This window comes from Peptostreptococcus porci (assembly GCF_009695815.1).
Lineage (GTDB): Bacteria > Bacillota > Clostridia > Peptostreptococcales > Peptostreptococcaceae > Peptostreptococcus > Peptostreptococcus porci.
In genome coordinates this window covers 342743-368742 of the sequence record NZ_VUNE01000001.1, presented here as the reverse complement: position 1 = coordinate 368742, position 26000 = coordinate 342743, and the positions used below count along the sequence as shown (strand labels likewise).

Genomic DNA, 26000 nt, shown 5'->3' with positions numbered 1-26000 from the left:
GTAAAATGATTTAGGATGACTAAAAACACTTCACAAATCTCGTGTTTTATCATACTAAATTTATTTCATAGGTATTTTATTACCTGTAATCATTTTAACAAAATATCCGAGTTAAAATCTCCTAAAAAAAGTGGCAAAAAACCTTTATTTGTGGCAAAACTGCGGCAAAATAATTGTAAATTTATTTAATTCAGAATCAACTTCCACTGTGATACTACCATAGTGTTTTTTTAGAATATCTTTGGCTATAGACAATCCCAATCCAGTATTACCCCCATAACCCTTATAAAATCTATCAAAAATATGAGGTAAATCTCTCTCATCAATAAGCCTACCATCATTCGAAATTTGAATTACTACCTCAGAGCAAGCCGAGATACTTTTTTTAACTGTATATATTTTTACAATTACCTTTTGACAACAATGCCTAAATGCATTGGAGAACAAATTATCAAATACCTTTTCTATAGATTTTTCATCAACCTCAGCAATAATTTTTTCTTCCAAATCAAATTTTACCTCAATGTTTCTATCAACCGGTCTATTAAAATCACAGGATTGTAACAGTAATTGTGATAAATCGACTTTTGACAGATCGAGTTCACGCTCTTCAAATCTTGATATATATAGTATTTCTTCTACGAGCTTAGACATTTTTTCAGTCTGCATTCTTATGACATCGAGAGCTTCAGCTTTTGGTATAACACCCGACTCATAGCCCTCTCTATATCCCTGAATCGACATCAGCGGAGTTCTTAGCTGATGCGATGCGTTTTGAAAAAATTCTTGTTGTATTTTTTCCTTCCTCAAAAGACGATCATTTACCAAATCTGCAACCGTACAAATCTCTTCAAACTCCTCGTAACTAGATTCAGGCTTTTTCATATTCGACTTTTTGCTACCAATACTTTTTAAGTAATTTTGAGTTTCTACTAAATCCTTTGAAAATTTCTTTTGCTCAAAAAAATTAAAAAAGCCTGCTAATAATACTGTAATTCCGAAAATTCCCAAAAACCACAGGCTCAAGTCGATAAAAGGTTTTTTAGCCTCTGTTATGTTTACATAAGCAAAAACACGATATTTCTTTGAATTTTTTTCACTTTTTACATCTGAGTCACGTCTCGTCTCTACAATTTTATCAATGTCAAAAAAACCACTATAGCTTCTCATCTCAACAAAATAGCTCTCACCATTTATTTCAACAGTTTTTGTTTTTCCGTCAGAAAAATCTTCCTTAGATAATTTCTCATTTAATAGCTTAACCTTTTTGTTTTCCTTATCAAATAGACTGTTTGAGGAGTATACTATTTTTTTCCCACTTTCATCTGTGATAAAAATATTCGTGGGCAATCTTAGACTTTTATCATCTCTATTGACGGTATCATCTACTGAATCAGAATAATATGTGTTTTCTAACTCATATTCAAGAGATTTTTGGGCAATTTTATCAATATAGTTATTCATAACTATATTGATTCCCACCGAGCTTAAAATTGAAATAATAAACAGACTCGCAATCAAATTTCTAGTCATAGTTTTAATGATTGATTTTTTGTTTTTAATAGCAGACATCTTAGTTTCAAAAAACAAATCTACTCACCACCATTTCTAAATTTTGGAAAGCCTAAAACCAAATCCCCAGACAGTATCTATTTTGATACTTTTACTCTGAGAAATCTTTTTTCTAAGCCTTTTTACAGTATCATCTGTAACTCTTGTCTCGACCTCTACGCTATATCCCCAAATTGAATTCAATAATTCCTCTCTTGAAACAGCCTGCTCTTTTCTCTCCAATAAATATAATAGCAAATCCCACTCCGTCTTGGTCAATTTTACATTACTTCCCAAGATAGTACATTTTTTGCCTAAAACATCCATTTCCAAATCTTCAAATTTCAGTATACTTTCTCTACTATACTGCTCTGATTCCAGTTTTTGTCTCTTCAATATTGCTCCAACTCTCATCATCAGCTTTATTGGAGAAAATGGCTTGGTAAAATAATCATCACATCCAGAAGTGTACCCCATGATAAAATCTGCATCATTATCCTTTGCAGTCAAAAAAACTATGGGAACTAGCGAATTCTGTCGCAAGATATGACATATCTCATATCCATTTTTACCCGGCATCATCACATCCAAAATAACCAAATCCGCTGGCTGTCTTTCAAAAGCCTCAAGTAACAGTTCTCCATTCTCGAACACTGAGACTTTATGACCTGCCTCCTCCAAAAAACGCTTCAAAAGCTCTCTAATTTCTAATTCGTCATCTGCAACATAAATAAGTCCTCTATCTCTCATAACTCCCCCTTAACTCTCCCACATATTCTATAGTTCGCAATAGTAGCTTGTAATTATTCTTTTTTTAATGATTACTAACATTATATCATGTGGTCGTTTATTTTGCTCAAAAAAATACCGTAGGACCACCGCCTACGGTATAAAATTCATAAAACAAACTATATTTATGTTGCTTTAATAGCTATCATTTTTATTTGTTTGCAAATGCATTGACAATATCATTTATTCTTAATTCCAAAGGCTTTGACATCTTTTCAATGATATTTTCGGCTTTATTGCCAGTGTTTGATGAACTGTTAGCATCAGAGTTACCAGTTTTATCCACAACTGAAGATCCGGCTTCAGAATCATCCTCCAACTCTTCTTCGCCAATATCATCTATGTCATTCTCATTGTGGTACTCTTCTTCATCTTCTTCATCGCCCAAGTCATCGATATCATTTTCATTGTGATATTCTCCTTCGTCATCTGGGTTATCAGTTTCATTTTCGCCCTTATTTTCCCCACTGTTATCGCCTTGACCATTTTCCTTATTGTCCTTATTTGGGTTTTCATCAATCTTGCCACCCTTAACTTCGATATTGTAATAATCATAGTTAAAGTCCCTATCAATAGTCAATTCACCCTCTGTTCTTGGATTATCGATTTCAATATAGCAGATTCTATTCGCAAACTTGAAACTTTTTATCTTTACCTCTTTCCCCTCTGAATCAATTATCTTTACAGACTTAACTTCTGGTTTTTGATCACTTTCAAGATTCGCAACATATGAGAATTTGTCTCTTTTGCCCTCTACTTTTATTTCTTTTCCATCAGTTAGAGTCAAAATCAATTCTTTAAATTCTTTTTTGTATACATGTTTTTTCTGGGCTTGGAAAGTTGCACCTACAGATTTTCCTGAGTTTTTATGCTTAAAGACTAATGTGAAAAATCCATTTTCATCAATATCTATATTTCCTCTTTTTATCAGTTCGCCTTCTTTTATATTGATTTCAATGCCATGTTTTTCCAGATCTTCCATTTTGACCAAAATATTATCTTTTTTTGGATCCCAATGTCTAATCATTATTTCAAAATCTTTCATAGTAAAGTTTTCACCAAAATATACTGCAGCACTCGCTGGTCTCTTCGTGAAAACTAAGTCTTTAATATCTAGCTCTACTTTACCACCAGATGCTGCTATTTCAGCTTGTTTTAATGCATCCTGTATCGCATATACAACGCCTCTATTTGAATATGTGGCACCCGTATTTACATCAGTAAATTTTGCCGGCTCTTTTTTCAAAGCCTTTGTTAAGCTATCGATTAAGTCTGGTATTATGCCTACATCCTCTTTTATCTTGCCAATGTATCTCTGCTCAAACAAACTATATCCAGGTTTAAAACCTTCGTCATCGCCAAATTTTAGCAATTTGAAATCTACTATCTTGTTATTACTTATGGTGATTTCTACTTCCATTTTTCGCTCCGGTTTACTGTTGTGAAAACCACCGCCCAAGCCTTTCCATACACCATCTTTATATATTTTTTTCTTGTCCTTGTCTTTATCTGGATTTACTGTATCATCTTTTTTCTTATCCTTGTCTTTATCCGGCTTTACTGCATCATCTTTTTTCTTATCCTTGTCTTTATCCGGCTTTACTGCATCATCCTTTTTCTTATCCTTATCTTTATCTGGCTTTACTACATCATCCTTTTTCTTATCCTTGTCTTTATCTGGATTTACTGCATTATCCTTTTTCTTATCTTTGTCTTTATCTGGATTTACTGCATCATCCTTTTTCTTATCCTTATCTTTATTCGGATTTAATACATTACCACCATTCTTTTCTTTATCTGGCTTTGTTACTATAGGAGTTAAAACAGTCTTAGTTGTAGATTTTCCATTTTCCACCAACAATTCTCTTAGTTTATTAAATACAGTATTCTGTAAGGTTTTTTCTCCACCTATGACATAAATTGAGCTAATTTTATTATTACGAACAACTGATTCCAAGCTGCTATTTAATCTACCCTTCTCACTCAAAAGAACTGGTATACCTTCTTTCTTTGCAAGATTTACAGAAGAAAGTGAATCGACGTATTCCTCGCCACTAGCAACTATAGCCTTCTTTTCTTCACCAAAAAACTTCTCGGCAACTTTTTTTGATGTATCGTACCTATCTACACCACCAATTTGTTCAATATCCACCCCCGAAATATCTATAGAACGTTTTCCTCCGATTGCAAGACTGTTGCTTTTGTCGATATTCCCTAGAACAGATTTATATGAATTTGGAAGAGATTTTCCATCAGTCAAAATCACATTCATATTTTTCTTAGATGCTATCGCCGTCGAAACCAAAGCATCTGAGAAATTATTACCATTTACAAAAATATTTCCTTTACTTTTTCCAACCGATTCACTAAGCTTTGCAGCCTCAATAGAGGTTTCAAATCTATCAAGCCCACTCACTCTATCAACTTTGTAATCCTTTTTTAATTCATCAAGTAGAGAATCACTTATTGTATTTTTTCCGCCGACAATTTTTATGTCTTTTACTCCTAGCCTTTTTAGCTCATCAGACACTTTTTTTGGTATTTCATCCCTCTTAACCAACAAAAGAGGTGCATTATATTTTGCTGCAAGAGAACCACTTGACAAGGCATCTGGATAATTTTCTCCTGAAGTAATTATTGCCAAATTCGATTTATCAAATGATTTTCTACAAATTTCCACGCACGTTTCATACCTATCGCTTCCACTTACCCTAGAAATATTATCGCCGTCAGCATATGAGGCAGGAATATATGAACCCGCTCCACTGGCTACAATAGCACCTGCAACAAATAAACTCAATCCTTTTTTCATATAAAACCCCCTATTAATTTTTCTCGTAATCTATAATTACACTATTATTATATACCTTTTGATATTAATTATCAATAGCAAATAATTCTTTTTTTTGATTTAATTTTTTTAGGAGATTTTTATTGTAATTTTAACTGTTATTTACATCGCCAATTAACGCTCTAAAATCTTCATTATTTTCCATTAGCTCACAAAATGAGCCCTCAGCTGCACATATCCCGTCCTTTATATATACGATTCTATCTGCAGTTTTTATTGTGGATAGCCTATGAGCAATCATCAATGTAATCTTATTTCTCTTTAATTTTTCTAGTGATTGATTAATAATATTTTCATTGTTATAATCCAGATTTGCTGTCACTTCATCCATTACCAGAATCAAAGAATCTTTTAAAAAAGCCTGTGCTATTGATAACCTCTGCTTTTCCCCACCGGAAAGTCTCATCCCTCTCTCTCCTACAAAGGTTTCTACTCCGAATTTTAAGTTATCAACAAAATCAATCGCATTTGCGTTTTTTAAAGCTGTTATTATATCATCGTCTGAGGCATTTTTATTTGCTAGCCTTAAATTATCCTTGATGCTTCTATTAAAAAGATATACGTCTTGAGGAATAACTGTTATAAGCTTTCTCAGCTCTGACAAATCTATATCCTTGATATTGATATTATTAATATAAATACCGCCCTTTTCAACATCCCAAAATCGTTGCAAAAGTTTGCTACACGTCGTTTTACCACACCCAGAACTCCCTACGAGAACTACAGTTTCACCCTCCTTTACCTCGAATGACATACCTTTCAAAACATCATTTTTTTTACCAGAAGCTTTATCCTCATAGCTAAAAAAGACATTATCAAATAAAATCTTATTCTTAAAGGTATCTGCGACACAATTACATTTTATTTTTCCGTCATCGCTTACGATAGGCTGAGTTTGAAGAAAATCAAAAACTCTATTTGCTGCACCGAAAATTCTACCATAATTACTGCTCATTGACAAAGTTTCCTGCAATGGGGCATAGATTAATGTTGAAAGAGATATTAATGGTAATATCCACTGAGATGAATATTTTCCAATATGTGAAAAATAAATGATTATTAAAGTGGATGCTACCGACGAAATTCCGATTAAGAGATTAATAGTTGCAACTTCGCTGGAAGATCGCTTTGAATATTCATAAAATGATAAATTATAATCGTCATTACTCTCATACATTCTTCTAAAATATTCTTTTTGCCATTGAAATGTCACAATATCCTTTATTCCCTGTATTCCATCGATTATTATTGCATTCAAACTGCCTAATTTAGATTGTATCTTTATTCCCTGATTGTCAGATCTTTTCCTTGACATATATGGAATAGAAACCATTAGAAGAATGAATAAAAGTAGTAAAACAGAAATATATCCAGAAAAATAGCTCATTATCACCAGTGCCAATGTTGGCAAAATAATTGCCACAAAAATTTGAATGATGGAATGAGCATAAAACCATTCCAAAATCTCTATGTCTTCCAAAACAATAGACATTATATTCCCACTCTTTTCACCATCCAAACCCGCTGGTGATATTTGTGCCATTTTTTCATATGACAAATTTCTCAATTCAGTTAATATTTTATACGCAACATCGTGTGAGACCAAAATATCTAAATAATTTAGCAATGCCGTTGAAATAATCATACCCAAAACTATGAAAAAATGTCGTTCTGGATAGTGTAGATTTCCACTAAAGGCTGTTGAAATAATAAATGCCGTTTCAAATCCGAGACAAATTGGCATCATTTTATACAAGCTATGAATTACAATACAAAAAAACATCTTTGCCTTGTAATTATTAATATACTCAGAAAGTAAAAAAACATACTTTAATCGTCCCATACTAGTCTATACCTCCCAACAACCTCCTATATGAAGCGGAGTTAGCCAACAACTCTTTATGACTTCCCCTATTTATGATTTTTCCATTTTCTATATAACATATCTCATCAGCCATTTTTATGGTTGAAAGTCTATGAGCTATAATGAAAATAGCTCTATCTCCTTTTAAATTTTCAAATGCTTTTTGAATATACATCTCATTTTCTCTATCTATAGAAGATGTAGCTTCATCAAAAATCAAAACTGATGTATCTTTCAAAAATGCACGTGCTATGGCTATACGCTGTCTCTCTCCTGTCGAAAATTTACCACCTAGTTCACTAATGTTTGTGTCGTACTTATCCGGCAACGACATAATAATATCGTGGATCATGGCTTTTCTTGCAACATCATGAATTTCTTCCTGCGTTGCATTCCATCTCCCTATTCTTATATTATCGTAAATAGTTCCTGAGAACAGATGATTATTTTGCCAAACAGCAGATATGTTTTCGACAAAAAATTCAGCTGTATCATTTTCTAACACTTTGTTTCCAAGCCTTATTGATCCACTGCTTGGTCTATAAAAGCCTATAAGTAATCCAGCTAGTGTTGATTTTCCGGCTCCTGATGGTCCTACTATTGCCACTATCTTTCCTTTTTCAATATCAATCGATATGTTTTCTACTGCATTCTCACTTTCTCCCAAATACTTAAAGCATACATCATCAAATGAAATATGGTGCTCACTATTTCTTAAACTCTGTATTTTTTCTACATCATCATCTAAATCCATATACTTTTCAAGTTCATCCCGTTGCATTAGATTTTTAGATATAAATCTATTAACCATTATATCCTTGCTCTCTATCTTCAAAAACTCATCAATCGAATATGAACCGGATACGCCTTGAAATCCCAAATGCCATGCGTTAATTAGCGACAACATAGGTGAGAAAGTCGCACCTACAGAGAAAAAAGCCATGATTAACAACTCTTTTTCCACAAAACCATAGACACATCTCCAACCCAATATTGCTATTGTCAGTGCAGTTCCAACTCTGACAAAAAATTCCGAAAATGTGCCTTCAATAATAGTAATTCTAAGATGTTCCATAATTGACTTTCTATATTCTTCACCATATTCCTTAATATCATTTACATATTTTTTGTCAGCATTAAATGACTTTAAATTTATCATCCCTTGAATGCCATCTAAGCATTCACTATAATATTTTGCATGTCTATCCCACTCTTTTTCACCTTTTTCTTTCATAATTCCAAAAAACAGCATAGGTATAAACAGCATCATCAAGACAGATATAAATGCTGTCATCCCAACATAAAAATCAATATATGTCAAAAATACAATAAAAAATATCGAATTTATTACTGCACTTAGAACCACTGGCATGTACTTTGTATAATAGTTCATAAGCCACTCAACCCTTGTTGTAAAAATTGAAGTCAAAGCTCCTGTCCTTATATTGGATGAATAGCCCGGTCCCAACAAAAAAAGCTTCTGTATGATTTTTGTTCTAACATTGTCTTTTATACTTACTCCTGCACTTGTGACCAGCTTAATATTTATTTTACTCAACACTCTTGACATCAAAAGTACAGATATAATTACGAACAAAACAATTAATATATTTTGTGAGAGCATGTATTTATTGCCTATTGCTCTATTTATAAGAATACTCATGCACAGAGCATTCAATGAAGCCAAAAACGTTATCAATAACTGTGATAATACTGATTTCAAAATTTTATTTTCAGATCCCTTTGCAAATGAAATCAATGCTTTGTTAATGAACATTCAAACTACTCCCTTCAAAATCTAGTAAAAAACTGCCAATACTAAACTACCATTCAATCTTTAATAATATGAGCTAATATAATCAATTACTGTCGTATCACCATCCTCAACAATTCTTGCATTAACCCTAAATATGTCTCTTAAAACTGTCTCTGTAATCACATCTCTTGGCTTTCCTGTATCAATAACCTTTCCACCATCGATCAAAATTATTTCATCACAAAACTTCATTGCGAGATTTAGATCGTGTATAGCCGCAATAATAGTTAAACCCAATTTTCTCAGGATTTCCAATATCTTATACTGGTACCCAATATCTAAATGATTAGTTACCTCGTCAAGTACTATCAAATTACTTTTTTGAGCCAGTGCCCTTGCCAACAGCACTCTTTGCTTTTCACCTCCTGATAAAGTCTTAAAGAACCGATGCTCTCTGTCTTTTAAGCCGACCAAATCTAAATATTCTTTCATAATCAAATTATCTTCTTCATGCGGACAACCACTGCCAAAAATGCTATGATAAGGAAATCTCCCCATCAAAACAATATCTCCAACAGTGTAGTCAAAATCACTTTGATTCTCCTGTGGTAAAACAGCCATTATCTTTGCTAATTTTTTCGAATCAAAATCTCTGATGTTGCAGTCGTCTATGAATATTTTTCCTTGATTAGGTTCAATGACTCTATATATTTGCTTTAATAATGTACTTTTACCACTACCATTTGGACCTATGATACCCGTAAAAGAATCTCTTTTAAAATTTACAGTAATACCATCACATATAACCTTACTACCGATGGAAAATGTCAAATCATTTATTCTTACTTTATTCAATTTCACATCACCTGACCTCTTTTTTTCATAATGAAAAGGAAAAATGGAACGCCTATTAATGAAGTTAACACGCCAATTGGAAGATCTTTTGGAGCTACAATAATCCTTGACGTTGTGTCCGCCCAAACCAAAAATAGACCTCCTAATAGGGTCGATACAGGAATAAGCTCTTTATGATTAGCCCCAATAAATCTCCTTGCCAAATGAGGTATAATAAGTCCCACAAAGCCTACGCTACCACTTATCGATACCAGTGCTCCAACAATAATAGAAACCAACAATAGTAGTATTTTATTCAACCTATTTATTTTGACTCCAAGTATTATAGCTGTTTCTTTTCCCATCGAAATAATATTTAATTGTTCCGACAAAAAGAATGATATAGCAAACCCCGTCAAGCAAACTATTAGAGAAAATGGAATGTCTTCCCAATGAATACCTCCTAATCCTCCCATCATCCAAAATACAATACCTCTAACCTTGGAATTATCAGGGGCAAATGCTATTATTAATTGTGTTATCGCACTACATAGCATCGAAATCGAAATACCCACCAAGATTAAATTTGATCTTGAAAACGATTTGCTCCTTGAGGATATAGTATACACAGAAAGCATCACGAGCATTGCCCCCAAAAATGCCATAGTGTTTGTTCCAATAATTCCTATCGGCGACACAGAATCAAAAAAAGCGATAGAAAAAGCGGCAAACATACCCGCACCAGATTGTATTCCGAGAGTATAAGGTTCTGCCATAATATTCCCCGTCAATGCCTGCATTATGCAACCAGTCATCGCCAATCCACTTCCGACAATAACAGCTACAATCGTCCTCGGTAGCCTAATATTCCAAATAATACTATTTAATCCCATATCCTCCAACGAAGCGTTTGCAAATGGTAGATGATATTTGTAGACATCAATTACTTGACTAAAAGTTATATTTGCGGAACCTAGAAAAGTTGACAATGGTATTGATATTAAAATTAGTATAAACAGAACAATACATATTTTTTTATACTTTTTCAAGAAAACACCTCTTCTCAATTTGAATGATACTGGTCAAAATATCCAGTATCACTCAAATATATTTTTTCATTAATATGCAAACTTATTTTTCAAGCTGAATTATTTTCTCGTTTAATCTTTCAGCTGCATCAAAAACCTGCAATCCTGGGAAAACTTCCACTAATTTTACCACTACAAAGTTATTATTTTTTATTGCTGTAACATTCTCCAATGCAGGATTACTTTTCAATTTTTTTATCTTTTCTTCTACTGTTCCTGCTGTTTCTCCTTGGTCATAACTATGTACGAGAATAATATCAGGATTTCTCTTTGCTACCTCTTCCCAGCTTACCTCCTCAAACGAGTTTTGCAAATCAGAAAAAACATTTTTTCCTCCTGCCAAACTTATGATTTCGTTCTCAATACCTTTCCCACTTGTCATTACAGTTTTATCCCCACTATCAAAAGCCATTACTTTTATATCACTTTTTTTGATCTTATTCCTCAACGAATTTTCTCGCTCTTTTAGTTCGTCTACTATTTTTTTCGCTTCACTTTCTTTTCTGAAAATTTTCCCAAGGTCGTTTATATCCGTATAAATATCTGATATTGATGGCTCTTTGGAATATGTTCCATTAATACAATAAAAGTTGATTTTCTCACGTTGAAAATCTTCAACTGGTGCAACACCATGTTTACCGAAAGTATACACAGTTGCATATACAAAGTCAGGTTGTTTTGACAATAAAGTTTCAAAATTTGGCGTACCTTCAACTATTATATCGAGCTTAGATAGCTTTTCTTGATATTTTTGAAGGCAATCTTTATAGCTTCCCTCTGCAGTAGCAACGCCAACAATTTTATTTTCAAGTCCCAATGCGACCAAAATTTGCGCAGCATCATAACTAAGAGGAATTACTCTCTCAGGTGCCTTATCATATTTAGTAGTAATACCATAATTTTTTATTACCACTTCACCCGCATTACTATTTTCATTACTCTCGCTCTCTTTTTTTGAGCATCCTACCAAGCTTACAATCAATGCTATCATAATGACAAAAACTTTTAAAAATTTCTTACTATTCATATCTTCACTCCTACTTACAATTATTAGTGTGGATAAATTCCCATATACAAATCTTCGTACTCAACCTTTTGTTCGGAATACCCCATAGTATTTTGGAAAGAAATCGTTCTCTGACTAACTACAGTCAATGGAGATGCTAGTGTCTGTACCGGCGATGTCATCAGAACTCTCACAACTGGTATTCCTATTGATTCTCTCGTTAAATCAAAGTATACATTACATATCACCATTCCCCTATTAAATAAGTTTTAAAAAAAATAAGCACCAACAGCAATAAATCTACCGTTGGTACTTATAAACTACTGTTACATAAATACAATAATTTTTTCTTAAGTGATCACCAAATAAAAGAATTAATCATCGACACATATCAATGAACAAAACAGAATTAATTAACTCTGCTCAAGCATATTATATATCATTTGCATTTATTAATCAATAGTTATTCTCAATTATTTTTTATTATCATTTTTTATTTTATTCAACTTTCTTCCGCAATACCCTATAATCATAACATAGACTATGAATAATACTAGAAACATATAGTATAACGCATTACGTACAGCTCCACTATGATTATTAATACCTCTCACAACATTCGGTATAATAATTGTCAAAAACACTACTAATAACGGAATCATTCTGGTTTTGTATATATGACTAATCATATCAAGCCTTGATTCATTGTCTGAAAAGATCTCTTTTTCACTTTCATTTTCCACTAGCTTTTCTGGCTTTCTAAAATAATTCCATCCAAAACAAGAACCACAATACTCCCAACCATAATCATTAAAAATTCCTATATAGTCGCTAGAAGCTTTTTCATTCTTGAAGTCAAGCTGATAGTAAAAATTATCAGGTTCACATTCTTCAAATTTAAACAAGAATGGTGGAATAAATTTTACCAGCTTCCATCCTTTTTTATGTTGTTCTTCTAGCCATTTCTGTTCCTCTATATAGTCTGCTATTGTAAATATTCTAAACTTTGTGATTGTTTTCGCCATGATAATCATCTCCAATACTATTTTTGTACAATCTCTTTATTCTTCTCAGTTCTATATCCAATATTTCTCTTCCCAGATCTGTAATTTCATATATTTTTCTTTTTTCTACCTCGTTTATCAACATTATTAAGCCGTCCTTCTCCATTTTCGAAAGTGTTCCATACATTGTGCCAGGACTTATAACGACTTCGTTACTAGTCATTTCCTTTACAGCATTGCCAATACCGTAACCATGTTGAGGACTTTGCAGACAAAACAAAATATAAAACGCCGTTTCAGACATTGGAATATATATTCTTTTTAGCTTTAAATCCATAACCATTCTCCTATATCCTAATTCGATACATCGTATTTCGATATATAAAATTATATCGTAGCTCGATATATTTTGTCAAGTATTTTATGAAAATCGTAGCTATCAATTCATAGCTTTCATAGCTTTGCTTGGAACATCTCATCTAGTATTTTCTAATCTGCTTCTATAAACTAAAAAAGACAATAAATTATACGTTTATCGTCTTGATTAAAGTTTATATAGTTGTCAATATCTCCCAAAATCATAAACTGATTTCTTCATTGCATCCAAATTCTCCGGTTTGGTGTTAATTGGCAAATCACATGATGGCATCAAAGCAAATCCGCCTTCATTATATTTCATATCTCGAATGATTTCTCTTGACTGCTGGTATACCTGCTTTGCACTTCCATTTACCAATAAATTTGTAGATACATTCCCTCCATATATATGATATTTTCCCAGTGTTTCTGATACCAGCTTTAGTGAATTTGCTTCATCTGATGAAATAAAGCTTCTTTGTGGTAAATTAAGATCTTTGAAAAATTCAAGATTTTTGCTATGATTCCCACAAAGATGAATTCCAAAATTTTTAAGCCCCCTTGACCTTAGCTCCTCATGAATCTCCATCATTGATGGATATGCAAATCTCTCAAATATTTTAGGCGAAATAAGTCCATTTGATTCAAATGGATAGTTGGAAGAAACGGAACATCTCTCTATTCCAAACTCCTTGATATATAAATCAGCAGTTTCTAACAAATACCTTTTGGCAATCTCCAATAAATGATGAACTGCTTCTTTCTCTTTTATTACCCACCTCAACAGCAGGTCTGTTTTGACCATAGAGCCTACCATTGTAAATGGCGATCCTGCACAAATGGATACACCAAATTGTCCTTGCTTTTGAGCATACTTCAAAAACTCAATATTCAGTTTTGTAAATTTTCTCTCGCTCATCGGTGGCAATTGAAAATTCCAAGCATCCTCAATCGATTCTATTGCATATTTTTTTACCAGTGGCAAGGATACTCTTTCACCACTGCTAATAATCATTTCTCCTCCAAAATCTAACATTTCTCCACTTGGTAAATCAAAACATGGTAAATCATCATAACCATTCTCTTCAATTATTTCTTTCTGAGAATGATACGATTTTTTCACATCAAAATAAAACTCGCTTGATGAAAGTCCTTTTCTATAGCCAGAATACATTGTTGCACATGAAAGCATCGGAATTCTATCTATTTTTTCCCCACTATAAAAAAGCTTCATCCTTTCTCTCGAATCCAAATTTTCCATAATTATTATCTCAACCCTTTAATTCATCATTATTTTTTTAGATATTCTGTTATTATTTTTCCAAATTTTTATTTTTTCCAGATATTTTTTACTTTTTTAGATATTTTATCCTTAATTTTCTGAATAGCTTTTGCTAAAAATCTTTTTTCCTTAGAGTCTTTTTTCTTCGATAGCCTTTTACACCTAGCTTTGCAACTCCAATACTAGATTCATGATAATTATTTCCAAAATCGAGAACGACTTCAACATCGTTCTCCTTTGCTCTTAAATCTATATACTGCTTTTTATCATCTGGTTCAAATGTATTCAAAGTGTTTCTTAATCCATCCAAAATTGCATCAAGCATTTTTCCAGGAAAGGCAATTCCAACCTCACAATCTCTCCATTCTGATGCAAATCTTGTACCAGAGCATAAAAAGGATACATTTATATCCTGATTTTTATAGCTTCTTGCCATCAACTCTGAGCATACACCACCCATACCTGAGAAAATAATATTTTTTGCATAGCCAAAATAGTAGGTATAGCTCTGAATTATTCTCATAGCTGTATACGGCTTACAAAATATCATAACCACATCTGGAAGCTTCTCATATTTTTCCAATGGCTGAATAACCATACCATATACCGAATGATTCAAATATGGTGTACCCTCCGCAACGTATTGAGCGATTTTTTCCGAACAATACATATTTCTTTCATATTGTCGTCTTCCGGATTTAACGTCCTCATTTGGCATTGAAAATCCTAAAACCTCAGATGCTGCTGAACAATAAATATGTTTCTTTGTTACCTTCATTCCATGACCTATTGTCGCAGCCTTTACCATCATACAAAAAAACATCTGATGAGTTGCTTCATCCAAATCACAATCTTCGTATTCATTCCTTGTTTGAATAAAATCTACACCAACTATTTTTCTATCCTTTTCAAGCTCAATAAATGTTTGAATTTCTAATACCTTTTTCTTCATCACATTCTCCTGAATCACTCATTTATCGTTGTTTTGTATGAGTGCTTTTCAACCTTTCTCAATATCTGATCCATCATTATAGCTATCAGACAGATTGGAACGGTACCTTCAAAAATATAGACAGTGTTATATGTAGAGCACCCTGTTTGAATCAATAAACCGAGTCCGCCGGCTCCAGTACTAAACGCCAACGTTGCAGCACCTATACAAATAATCAGAGCCGTTCTTAATCCTGATATAATTACAGGAATTGCCAGTGGAAATTGTACTCTAAATAGTATTTGCATAGCATTCATTCCAAGACCCTTTCCAACCTCTAAATATGTATCAGAAACATTATTCAGCCCAGCTATAGTGGAAAAAACAATCGGCAATAACGATTGCAATAACAGAGCAAAAATCGCAGCCTTCATGCCAAGCCCAAATGCGATGATCCCAAACATAAGTACAGCCATAGTTGGTATAGTTTGACTTATCATAGATAGTTTCTCTATAACCAATCTGAAAGATTCACCATATTTTGTAAAACATATCACACCAAGCCCCACTCCAATGAAAGCAGACAATAAACAGGACACACCTGCTATTTGTATAAATTGTAAAGTAAGCTTTGGAAGACTATATTTTGCAACATTTCCAATCTCATATGGCCAAATCTCATACACCCATTCTTCAATATACTGAAAACCAAAAACAAAGGTAATTAGAGAAATGAGTAAAATTATTATAGCTATAATATGGCCATCAATTTTTTTCCTTTCCATATCTACATAACTATCCTTTCTTAAACATATTCACAATATCATACAGACCTACAGTTCCTATAATTGTACTATTTTCAACAACACCTATCTCATCAATACTATTCTCTATCATAATAGAAAGTGCATCTCTTAAGCTTTCGTCTGCACCAATTTTAAATCGAATATTTTTGTCAATTTCACTGCCTGCACTCTTTTTTACAATAGATTTAACGTTAAACCTGCTCAATAGTTTAATATATACTTCTCTTCCTAAAAAAGATTGTACAAACTTATTTTCCGACATCAGAATCGACTCAGTTTTTTCAAAGCCTTCTAGTTTCCCCTTCGACATAATCGCAATTTTATCACCCATCTTTATTGCTTCGTCTATATCGTGAGTGACAAAAATAACAGTTTTTTTGAGCTGTTTTTGTATTTTCAAAAACTCATTTTGCAAAATACTCCTATTCAAAGGGTCGACAGCACCAAAGGGCTCATCCATAAGTATTATTTCTGGATCAGCTGCAAGAGCTCTCGCAACACCAATTCTCTGTGCCTCTCCACCAGATAATTCTGATGGATACTTGTTGATATATGAATTTACATCCAAACCCACCAATGAAATTAACTCCTTTACTCTTGCCAAAGTCTTATCGTCACTCCATTTTAATAAATTAGGAACAATTGAAATATTTTCTCTAACATTCATATGTGGAAATAAGCCTGTATTCTGAACAACATATCCAATACTTCTTCTAAGTTCAACAGGATCGTAATCATAAATATTTTTTTGGTTTATTTCTATACTTCCAGCATCAATATCGATTAATCTATTTATCATCTTCAAGGTAGTAGATTTTCCACATCCTGATTCTCCCACAAAAACACATAACTCTCCGGAATTTATTTCTAGCGACAAATCATCCACCACTGTTTTATTTCCAAATTTTTTAGTAACATTTTTTAATGTAATCATGTCCTTATTCTTCCCTTAATTTTTCTATAATTATCTATTAATACAACTATCATTTTAAAAGTGAAATCAAAAAACAACACCATTCCCATTACTGGTAAAGTTCCCAACATCACAATATCGATTGCAAACCCATTTAAACCTTGAAGGATGAATTTTCCAAGACCACCAAACCCAATATAAGATCCTATTGTCACACCCAAAATTGTACCTGTCAGCGAAACTCTAATACCAGATACTATCACTGGCATTATTATCGGCAGTTCAATCTTGAAAAATGTCTGTAAATTTGTCATCCCCATGCCTTTTGCAACATCAACATATTGTTTATCAACAGTTCTCAATGCTCCATACATACTATTGACGATATAAAACAGCGAGTATAAAAATAATGCACAGAAAACTGGAGTTGCACCTACCCCTGCGATTCCATACTCTTTAAGTATTGGAAAGCTGTTGCTCAATAAGGATAAGGGCAACATCATAATACTTAATAAGGCTAGTGACGGAATTGACTCAATTGTATTTAAAATTGTAGTAATAATTTTTCTTGCCTTGCCATATTTGAAAACTATCCACCCCAAAGGTATTCCAAATATGACACCTGATAATACAACTTTAAAAGACATACCAATATGATTGATAAAATACATTTGGAACTCATTTTTGTATGTTGAAAACTCCTTCATCACCGATAATCCATCTAGCTTTCCAGAAACTATTGATACGGCTGCAATTAAAAAACCTATTGCAAAAACTATAAATCTTTTCCAAGATTCTTTTACATTCTCATTACACTTAGATTGCACTAAATACACCAAAAGCAAATACAGATAACAACCAACACTCATTGATATTCTTCCACCGGCATTCGGCATATCTATATAGTTGACGGATAGACCCGAAAACAACACCGTCAAACCAAAACAAATACTTGAGACAATACCTGCTATGAAATTAAGTTTTTCATTCGATTTCTTTACGATCACTATTGCTAATAGTAAAATTGTACACCCTAGTAAAATATAATAATTTCCACCAAGAGAATCCTTTGCCGAAAGTAATTCTTTTGCTCCGATTCTTGATACTGCCTTAAACATAAAGTTATTTATAGACAGTAGTTCTATCATAAAAATAACCAATGTGATTGCAGCAATATCATATTTCTTTTTCATCACTACCTCCAAATAATTCACAAAGTTTTATTTAATTCATATTTAATACAAATTTGACTCCGTTAATACCTTCTTTAATATAAACGGAGCCAATATAAACCAACATTATTATTTGACAAATCCTTTTTCCTTAAGGAATTTTGATGCTATATCAGCAGCATTTTCCCCATCGGCAGTCAATCTTTTATTCATATCTCTAATTGTGTTTTCATCGATTGCGTTGAATACTGGAGTCAATATCTCTTTTATTTCCGGATATTTTTTCAATATTTCATCAGTACAGACTGCTGAAGGGCTGTATATAGGCGAAACATATTTTGGATCTTTTATTACGTATAAATCCAAAGCCTCTAATGCACCACCTGTTGTATAGCAGTTACTAGCGATAATGCCATCTGTCCCCTTTGACACCATAGTTTGAGGATCACTTGTACCGACGATAACTTGATCTTCCTTCAATTTAAACCCATAAGTTTTTTCCCATCCAGGAATACAAGTAGGCGCAGTGGCTACATAGCTATTTTCCGTAGCAATGGCAATTTTCATCTCTCCACCATTGTTTATATATTTTGCAAAATCGTTGAAATCTTTTATATTATTCTTTTCTGCCCATTCTCTCTTAACACATATTCCATCTGAGTTATTGTAAGGGGAATAACACATCCATACCAAGCCGTTCTTTGCATCAGCTTCCTTTGTAGTGTTAAATGCTGTCTCCAAATCTGTTTGGTATAATTTTGGATCAACATCCTTAATAAACATCATTCCTCTTCCTGTATAATCTTGAACTATATCTACTTGCTTTTGCATCAATGATTGACGAGGTAATGTTGAGTTATTATATGTTCCAACACCACTTGCATCAACAGCATAATTGTTTGCCTCCAACACCTGTTTCATCAATTCGCCATAGATTTGACTTTCTTCATCCGTCATAGATGCTATTACTATAGGATCTCCTTCGTTTTTTATCTCCTTAGTAGAGCTTTCTTGTTTTTTTGAACCACAGCCAACCAAGGTAACCCCCATCAGTAATACACACATAGACAAAGTAATAAATTTACTCTTCACAATAATAACCTCCCACTATAATTTTAGTTACATAATCGAATTATAGCATAACAATATACTTGATACAATGTAATTAAAACAAGTAATCGCAATTATAATTTATTTCTATTATTAACTATATTGAATATAGAAATAATCTATATAAGTTACTTACTATTTGCATGATTAAATTCCATATATAATAATATAAAAGCCACGATACATGATAGTATATCGGCAATAACTGAGCTCCATAGCATCACAACCACACTTTTTGAAATTCTTGCTAATATAATTATTGCTGGAACAAAGAAAATTACATCTCTTGATAATGCCAATAACACTGATTTCGTGCTTGATCCCATAGACTGCAAAAGTATCAATTATCATATCTGGAAATAGTTCCAATATAATGAAAGCCATAAGCGAAATCAAACAATTTGTGAACAATATTTTTCTGCACGTTTCCTTTACTCTATCGACATTTCCTGCACCCATGTTATATCCGATAATTGGCTGACCTCCTAATGAAACACCTATCACAATTGAAATAACAATGCCAAAAACTTTCATACATATACCTATAATAGCAAGAGGTGTCACAACACCAAAGACCTCTCCTGTAGATGAGTATGTATTATAGCCATATTTTAATACAAGATTATTTGCCACCGTAATAATAACAACTATTGCCAATTGAGTGATTAGTGAAGCCAACCAAGATAAATTATTTTTTTTACTGTTTTCCCATTAATAAATAAACTTTCTTTTGATAATACAAAGTTTTTACCTATTTTCAAATAAACTATTGATATCAAAAATGTAAATATTTGACCAATTATTGTTGCAATTGCTGCTCCTCTGACTCCCATATCAAAAACAAATATAAATATCGGATCCAATACAATATTAATAATCGCACCAATTAAGGTTGAAAACATCGCATATTTTGGTGCCCCGTCCGACCTTATTGAAGCATTAAGCCCTTGTCCTATCATGTAAAAAGGAAGTCCAGTACAAATAATTAAATAGTATGACTGTGCATAACCCCACATTATTTTCTCTGCCTTATTTCCCCCAAACAAAACAAGTATTTTATCACATAAAACAAATCCAATAGCTGATAACAATACTGATATTATTATCAACAATACTAATCCATTACCAATACTTTTATTCGCACTATTACTTTCATTTGCACCACATGACAAACTAAAATTAGCTGCAGCCCCATCACCAATCAACAGTGAAATCGCCAGTGCGACTACTGTAAATGGATATACAACATTTGTAGCAGCATTGCCATTTGCACCGGCACTACTCCAACCAATAAATATTTGGTCAACAATATTGTACAATGCAGCCACAATCATACTTATAACGCATGGTACTGCAAATTTTTTTATTAATTTTCCTATTTTTTCTGTACCTAACTCATTCATAAATACTCCTCCATAAAAAAAGCGTAAGCCCAGATCAATTGGACTTACGCATATTGCTACTCATTGAATGTATATAAAATTTTACCACCACTACTATTTTATCAGAAAAAATATTTTTACGTAATCAGAAATTTTCAAATATAAAAAAATAAATATCTATGTAATTATACATTACTTTTTCATTATTTCTTTTTATTACTTCCAGCTATTTGTTGATTGTAAACAAAATCTAACATAGTCTTTTTAGAGAACATCGGTGCAAATGTCATCATTGGTTTTTGCCATCCTGGTAATCCAGATGTTATATTCAATGCACCATCTAACATTCCATCATAACCATCCTTTGCCACCTGATCTGGTGATACTGCATTTGCAAAAAGTTTTGTATCCGATAAACCTCCAGCATTATTGATTAGATAATCAACTTCCCATCCATTTTCCTTGCATACTTCATATATTCTGACTACCTCTTCACTATTTGATAAATCTGCCGCAATTGTTTCGACATTTACCTTAAATTTTTTCTCAACCTCTTTTTTCTGTCCATCAAGCTTGCTCTGGCTTCTTCCTACAAGAATTAAATCTCCACCCTTTGAAGCATGAATATTCACAAAGCAAGTTCCAAGACCTCCATAAGAACCTGTTATAAGCGCTGTTTTTCTTTCTTTAATTTTATTTTCCTCCATTTTACATATAATTAAGAATTATTTTTAATGCACTTTTGTGTACTTTTCGTATTCTTTTCGTGTACTTTTCTTTCCAACTGTTGTTGTATATCAAACCTTTGGCACTCCTGTGCTGTTATCTTATATACTTATTATATATCTTTAATTCCAAAAAAAGAACAACATATCACGCCAAAAACATATCAGTTTATGACATAAAAAAGGGCCTATATATTCTTCTTTAGAATATTAGACCCTCTATTACTACTTATTTATATTCAATTCACATATCGCAAACAATGCACCCTTACCTGCCATAAATACTTTATTTCCTTCCAACCTACAATACAGTGTTCCACCTCTGCTTGATGCTTGATAAGCAACAATCTCATTTTTATTAAGAACATTTGCCCAATAAGGAACAATGTGGCAATGACCAGATCCACATACAGGATCTTCCGACACCCCTAATTTGGGTGCGAAGCTTCTTGAAACAGTATCAATAGAATTACCTTTTGCAGTAGCGTGTTGTAAAAGTCCATCTAGCTTTTGTATTTTTTCCATATCGGGAACCATATTTCTTACTAAGTCCTCTTCGTCAAATACACATAATAAATCTCTTCCCAAATAAGCTGATAACGGTTTTGCACCAAAAGCGTCTACCATTTCATCGGTTACGTCTATTTCTTTCAAATCATATGCTGGAAACTCCAATTCATACAAATCATCGTGTCTAGTCACTATCAAATCTCCACTCAGAGTTGAAAATACCACTCTATTTTCATTTTCTAAGTAAAAATTAAACAAAACATATGCACAAGCAAGAGTTGCATGTCCACAGAGATCAATTTCTCCACCAGGAGTAAACCATCTTAAATGATATTTTTCTCCATCTTTAACTGCAAATGCAGTTTCCGAATAGTTATTTTCTTTTGTTATATCCATCATCAATTCTTCAGAAATCCATTTATCCATAATGCATATGGCAGCTTGGTTTCCATGAAATACCTCATCTGTAAATGCGTCAACAATATATTGTTTCATAATTATCACCTCATATCAAACTTAAATCATAATATTTTACTATATTTCATTCCTTCAATTTTCTTATTCGCTAAAATACTTTAAAATTTACCTAAATTGGTTAAATCATATTTATTAGGCATTACTTCCTTGTTATCCCAATGCTCTACAATCTTGCCATTCCTTAATCTATAAATATCAAATTGTGCATAGTCTTGTTTGCCTATATATACCTTCGAATACGACACCACATAATCACCTTGTCCCATAACCTTAAAAACAAAGTCATACGTTACATCATTTTCCAATAAATAATCTTTATAAGATTTGCCACCTTGAGCAATGTTTTGATTATGCTGTATCAAGCTATCATCCACATATTGTTCAAACATATCAAAGTCTTTATTCTGCATTATATCTACTAGAAACCTTCTAATCGTTTTTTTGTTATCCTGTGTTTTTTCTAAATCTGTGATGCTGAAATCCCCATATATCGGATCATTGGCTTTAATATTAACTGGATACTCATCAATCACATCCCAATGTTCAATGATTCTTCCCTCATCGTCCGATTTAAAAATATCCGCAGTTATCCACTGTGCCTCTCCATCATTTAAAAACTGATGTACATGGAGAAAAACAAAATTTTCATCCTCAATAGACCTCACTATATTCATTTTTCTTTTTAGGTATCTTTTATGAAAATCTTTAAAAAATATTTCAAAACCTTTTTTTTCATCTGGTACACCTGTACTATGTTGAGTATACGTATCCCCCATATAGTTTTCATGAACCTCTTTTATTTCTCCAACTTCAATACCTCTTATATACAGATTTCTTGCATTATCCAATTGTTTTGACATATACTACCTCTTTCAATCAATTAATTTTGCTTTCTTCAAATACTCTTTTGCCACTTCAGCTGCCGATTTTCCTTCAACATCAACCTTATAATTCATTTCACTCATTTCCTTTGAAGTTATTTTATTTGATAATTTTCCAAGAATCGACTCTAGCTTCGGATATTTTCTAAGAGTATCCTTCTTCATCAAAGGTGCCGCCTGATAAGGTGGAAACAATTGCTTATCATCTTCCAATAATTTTAGATTATGAGTTATTATCTTACTATCAGTGGAATAAACTTCAATAACATTCACATCATTATTGACCAATGCTTGATATTTTAGTGAAGGCTCCATAGTTTTTACATTTAAATTGACATTGTAAAGTGACTTCAATCCCAAGTTGCCATCTTCTCGATCGTTGAATTCAAGAGAAAATCCTGCTACTGCAGAGTGTTCCACTTTTTTCAGTTCTGAAATCTTGGTTAGTCCATTACTTTTAGCATAGCTTTCCGTCACTGCAATTGCATAAGTGTTTTGAAATTTACTTGGACTTAAATAGACCATGTCATCTTGCTCTAAAATTTTTTGTTTTGCAATTTTATATACAGTTTCCGGATCATTAGAAATATTTTCTATCTTATCATTCAATAATGTAGTAGTTATCGTACCAGTGTACTCTGGATAAATATCAATGCTTCCAGATTTCAAAGCCTCATAAAGGAAACTTGTTTTTCCAAAATTAGGTTTAATTTCCACCTTTATATCCATTTCATCTTCAATCAGTATTTTGTACATATTAATGATAATTTCTGGTTCGGCACCAAGTTTTCCTGCAATAACAATTTTCTTACTTGAGCTATTTTGTAGCGGAATAAAACTTGCTCCCAAAGAAAAAATAGCAACCAATAATGTAATCACTATTGTTTTCGGTCTTTTATCTTGCAAAAGTTTTATAAGCCAACTAAATACAACCGCAAGAATTGCTGATGAAGTAGCTCCAATCAAAATTAGTGATGAATTATTTCTATCAATTCCCAATAGAATAAATGACCCAAGACCTCCAGCTCCAACTAATGCAGCTAGAGTTGCCGTACCTATAATCATAATACTAGCCGTTCGTACACCAGACATCAAAATAGGCATTGATAAAGGTAACTGGTATTTTTTAAGCTTCTCCCATCTTGTCATTCCAAAAGCGGTGGCTGCTTCCTCTAGAGAAGAGTCAATCTCAGAAAGCCCTGTAATTGTTCCTTGTAAAATAGGAAATATTGCGTAAATAACAAGAGCAACTACAGCCGGAAGAGTACCAATTCCCATAAATGGAATAAACAAACCTAACAATGCTAATGACGGTATCGTTTGAAATATTCCTGTAATCTGTAGCATCCACTCTTTTGTCTTTTTATAGTTAGAAATTGCAATTCCAAAAGGTATTGCTATAATTATCGCTATAATCAAAGATAGTAATGATATTTGTAAATGCTCAAGGAGTGCCAGACTCCAATCAGATTTTCTTTCAATAAATGTACTAAACACATCCACGAGCCTACACCTCCTTCATACTAAAAAATTCTTTAACAAAATCATTTGCAGGATTATTCTTAATTTCTTGAGGTGTATCCAACTGAACTATTTTGCCATTTTTCATAATGCATATCCTATCTGCTAACTTTAATGCTTCATTCATATCATGAGTCACAAATACAGTCGTCATATTATACTCCTTATGAAGTTGTTTTATCAGGTCCTGTAGCTGAGTTCTACTAATAGGATCCAATGCAGAAAATGGTTCGTCCATTAATAAGACCTTTGGATTAGAAATTATTGCTCTCAAAATACCAATTCTTTGTTTTTCTCCTCCTGACAAATCCTTTGGAAGTCTCTTCAAATACTGTTCTGGCTCTAATCCAACCTTTTCTAGTAATGCCCTAGTCTTTTGTTCAATAAATGTCTTGTCCATTTTTTTCATTTCTGGAATGAGAGCAATATTTTCTTCAACCGTTAGATTTGGGAAAAGTGCTATTTGTTGTAAAACATACCCTGTTTCCAACCGCAATTCTCTAATATCAAAATTGTTCAACTTTTCATCTTGAAAGAAAATATCGCCATCTGTTTGTTCAATAAGTCTATTAATTAATTTTAACGTTGTCGTCTTACCGCTACCACTTGGTCCAATCAATACAAAAAACTCGCCTTCATCAATCTCGAAGTTAAGCCCATCAAGAATTTTCCCATTAACTGGACAAGTTAGTGATACATTATCATACTTTATCATAGTTAGTAACCTCATATTCCATTCTACATTTACAATTTCTTTTCAATTATTTTTATGATATTTATATTGTATCCATTATACTATGTAATATGTTTTGTTACAACGATGTTTCTATTATTTTTTATAAATTATTCCTTTTCAAGGCTCTCTCTGTCATAAAAATTATGGCACCAAAAGATATCAACTGTACCACAGTTACAAAAAACCCAATCCAGCCTATAATATCTTTTCGTTCATGTATAAAAAACGGCATAACAACGACTGACAAAAACAACGTTGGAAAAAACAAAATTAGAGAGTTTTTCGCACATTCTTTTTGTGCAAAATCCCAAGAATCTTGATTCTTCATTGAGCGTGGTGTCCTATATCCAATAGTGCCATTGATTTTCGAAATCTTAGGACATATATACCATATCAATAACAGTGCCAGTGGTATTAATAAAGTCATAATAAACATAAAAATCCAAAATCCCAT

At 32.7% G+C, this 26000-nt stretch carries 25 protein-coding genes; all 25 read right to left on the bottom strand.

Annotated elements, in window-relative coordinates; all coding sequences use genetic code 11:
* Positions 1–144: 144 nt before the first annotated feature.
* Positions 145–1572: a sensor histidine kinase gene (locus FYJ71_RS01590; protein WP_207707209.1), complete on the bottom strand. Its 1428-nt coding sequence runs from the start codon at positions 1570–1572 to the stop codon at positions 145–147.
* Between the two features lie 36 nt (positions 1573–1608).
* Complete coding sequence (locus FYJ71_RS01585) at positions 1609–2301, bottom strand: response regulator transcription factor (RefSeq protein ID WP_154537062.1); 693 nt, start codon at positions 2299–2301, stop codon at positions 1609–1611.
* Between the two features lie 190 nt (positions 2302–2491).
* Positions 2492–5152, bottom strand: coding sequence for a cell wall-binding repeat-containing protein (locus FYJ71_RS01580; protein ID WP_154537061.1), 2661 nt, complete (start codon positions 5150–5152; stop codon positions 2492–2494).
* A 130-nt stretch (positions 5153–5282) separates the two neighbouring features.
* Positions 5283–7034 carry an ABC transporter ATP-binding protein gene (locus FYJ71_RS01575; protein WP_154537060.1) on the bottom strand — a complete coding sequence of 584 codons (1752 nt, stop codon included), beginning with the start codon at positions 7032–7034 and terminating at the stop codon, positions 5283–5285.
* Between the two features lies 1 nt (position 7035).
* Complete coding sequence (locus FYJ71_RS01570) at positions 7036–8832, bottom strand: ABC transporter ATP-binding protein (protein ID WP_154537059.1); 1797 nt, start codon at positions 8830–8832, stop codon at positions 7036–7038.
* Positions 8833–8892: 60 nt separating this feature from the next.
* The gene (locus FYJ71_RS01565) at positions 8893–9672 is read right to left on the bottom strand and encodes an ABC transporter ATP-binding protein (protein ID WP_328597735.1); all 780 of its coding nucleotides are present in this window, start codon (positions 9670–9672) and stop codon (positions 8893–8895) included.
* Positions 9669–10694, bottom strand: coding sequence for a FecCD family ABC transporter permease (locus tag FYJ71_RS01560; protein ID WP_154537058.1), 1026 nt, complete (start codon positions 10692–10694; stop codon positions 9669–9671). The genes FYJ71_RS01565 and FYJ71_RS01560 overlap by 4 nt, the downstream gene beginning before the upstream one ends.
* Before the next feature lie 82 nt (positions 10695–10776).
* Positions 10777–11760, bottom strand: a complete 984-nt coding sequence (locus FYJ71_RS01555; protein WP_154537057.1) for an ABC transporter substrate-binding protein — start codon at positions 11758–11760, stop codon at positions 10777–10779.
* A 23-nt stretch (positions 11761–11783) separates the two neighbouring features.
* Positions 11784–11990: a hypothetical protein gene (locus FYJ71_RS01550; protein ID WP_154537056.1), complete on the bottom strand. Its 207-nt coding sequence runs from the start codon at positions 11988–11990 to the stop codon at positions 11784–11786.
* Positions 11991–12212: 222 nt separating this feature from the next.
* Entirely contained in the window at positions 12213–12764 is a 552-nt protein-coding gene (locus FYJ71_RS01545) for a DUF2812 domain-containing protein (RefSeq protein ID WP_154537055.1), read from the bottom strand.
* Positions 12739–13080, bottom strand: coding sequence for a PadR family transcriptional regulator (locus FYJ71_RS01540; RefSeq protein ID WP_154537054.1), 342 nt, complete (start codon positions 13078–13080; stop codon positions 12739–12741). The genes FYJ71_RS01545 and FYJ71_RS01540 overlap by 26 nt, the downstream gene beginning before the upstream one ends.
* 225 nt (positions 13081–13305) lie before the next feature.
* Positions 13306–14361 carry a uroporphyrinogen decarboxylase family protein gene (locus FYJ71_RS01535; protein WP_154537053.1) on the bottom strand — a complete coding sequence of 352 codons (1056 nt, stop codon included), beginning with the start codon at positions 14359–14361 and terminating at the stop codon, positions 13306–13308.
* 133 nt (positions 14362–14494) lie between these two features.
* Positions 14495–15334 carry a DUF169 domain-containing protein gene (locus tag FYJ71_RS01530; protein ID WP_154537052.1) on the bottom strand — a complete coding sequence of 280 codons (840 nt, stop codon included), beginning with the start codon at positions 15332–15334 and terminating at the stop codon, positions 14495–14497.
* 14 nt (positions 15335–15348) lie between these two features.
* Entirely contained in the window at positions 15349–16098 is a 750-nt protein-coding gene (locus FYJ71_RS01525) for an ABC transporter permease (protein WP_154537051.1), read from the bottom strand.
* Positions 16099–16108: 10 nt separating this feature from the next.
* Positions 16109–17053, bottom strand: coding sequence for an ABC transporter ATP-binding protein (locus tag FYJ71_RS01520; protein WP_154537050.1), 945 nt, complete (start codon positions 17051–17053; stop codon positions 16109–16111).
* A complete protein-coding gene (locus FYJ71_RS01515; protein WP_154537049.1) occupies positions 17050–18225 on the bottom strand; it encodes an ABC transporter permease in 1176 nt (391 codons plus the stop codon). Before FYJ71_RS01515 ends, FYJ71_RS01520 begins: the two co-directional genes overlap by 4 nt.
* A 108-nt stretch (positions 18226–18333) precedes the next feature.
* Positions 18334–19296 carry a glycine betaine ABC transporter substrate-binding protein gene (locus FYJ71_RS01510; RefSeq protein ID WP_154537048.1) on the bottom strand — a complete coding sequence of 321 codons (963 nt, stop codon included), beginning with the start codon at positions 19294–19296 and terminating at the stop codon, positions 18334–18336.
* A gap of 165 nt (positions 19297–19461) precedes the next feature.
* Positions 19462–19992 (bottom strand): MATE family efflux transporter, encoded by a 531-nt coding sequence (locus tag FYJ71_RS01505; protein ID WP_154537047.1) that lies wholly within the window; start codon positions 19990–19992, stop codon positions 19462–19464.
* Positions 19980–20717 (bottom strand): MATE family efflux transporter, encoded by a 738-nt coding sequence (locus FYJ71_RS01500; protein ID WP_154537046.1) that lies wholly within the window; start codon positions 20715–20717, stop codon positions 19980–19982. Before FYJ71_RS01500 ends, FYJ71_RS01505 begins: the two co-directional genes overlap by 13 nt.
* Positions 20718–20899: 182 nt before the next feature.
* Positions 20900–21403: an SDR family NAD(P)-dependent oxidoreductase gene (locus FYJ71_RS01495; protein ID WP_154537045.1), complete on the bottom strand. Its 504-nt coding sequence runs from the start codon at positions 21401–21403 to the stop codon at positions 20900–20902.
* Between the two features lie 243 nt (positions 21404–21646).
* Positions 21647–22426, bottom strand: coding sequence for a PhzF family phenazine biosynthesis protein (locus FYJ71_RS01490; protein WP_154537044.1), 780 nt, complete (start codon positions 22424–22426; stop codon positions 21647–21649).
* Between the two features lie 80 nt (positions 22427–22506).
* Positions 22507–23268 carry a nuclear transport factor 2 family protein gene (locus FYJ71_RS01485; protein WP_154537043.1) on the bottom strand — a complete coding sequence of 254 codons (762 nt, stop codon included), beginning with the start codon at positions 23266–23268 and terminating at the stop codon, positions 22507–22509.
* 12 nt (positions 23269–23280) lie between these two features.
* Positions 23281–24792, bottom strand: coding sequence for an ABC transporter permease/substrate-binding protein (locus tag FYJ71_RS01480; protein WP_328597734.1), 1512 nt, complete (start codon positions 24790–24792; stop codon positions 23281–23283).
* 4 nt (positions 24793–24796) lie between these two features.
* Positions 24797–25540: an ABC transporter ATP-binding protein gene (locus FYJ71_RS01475; RefSeq protein WP_235899041.1), complete on the bottom strand. Its 744-nt coding sequence runs from the start codon at positions 25538–25540 to the stop codon at positions 24797–24799.
* 106 nt (positions 25541–25646) lie between these two features.
* A complete protein-coding gene (locus tag FYJ71_RS01470) occupies positions 25647–26000 on the bottom strand; it encodes an SdpI family protein (RefSeq protein ID WP_154537042.1) in 354 nt (117 codons plus the stop codon).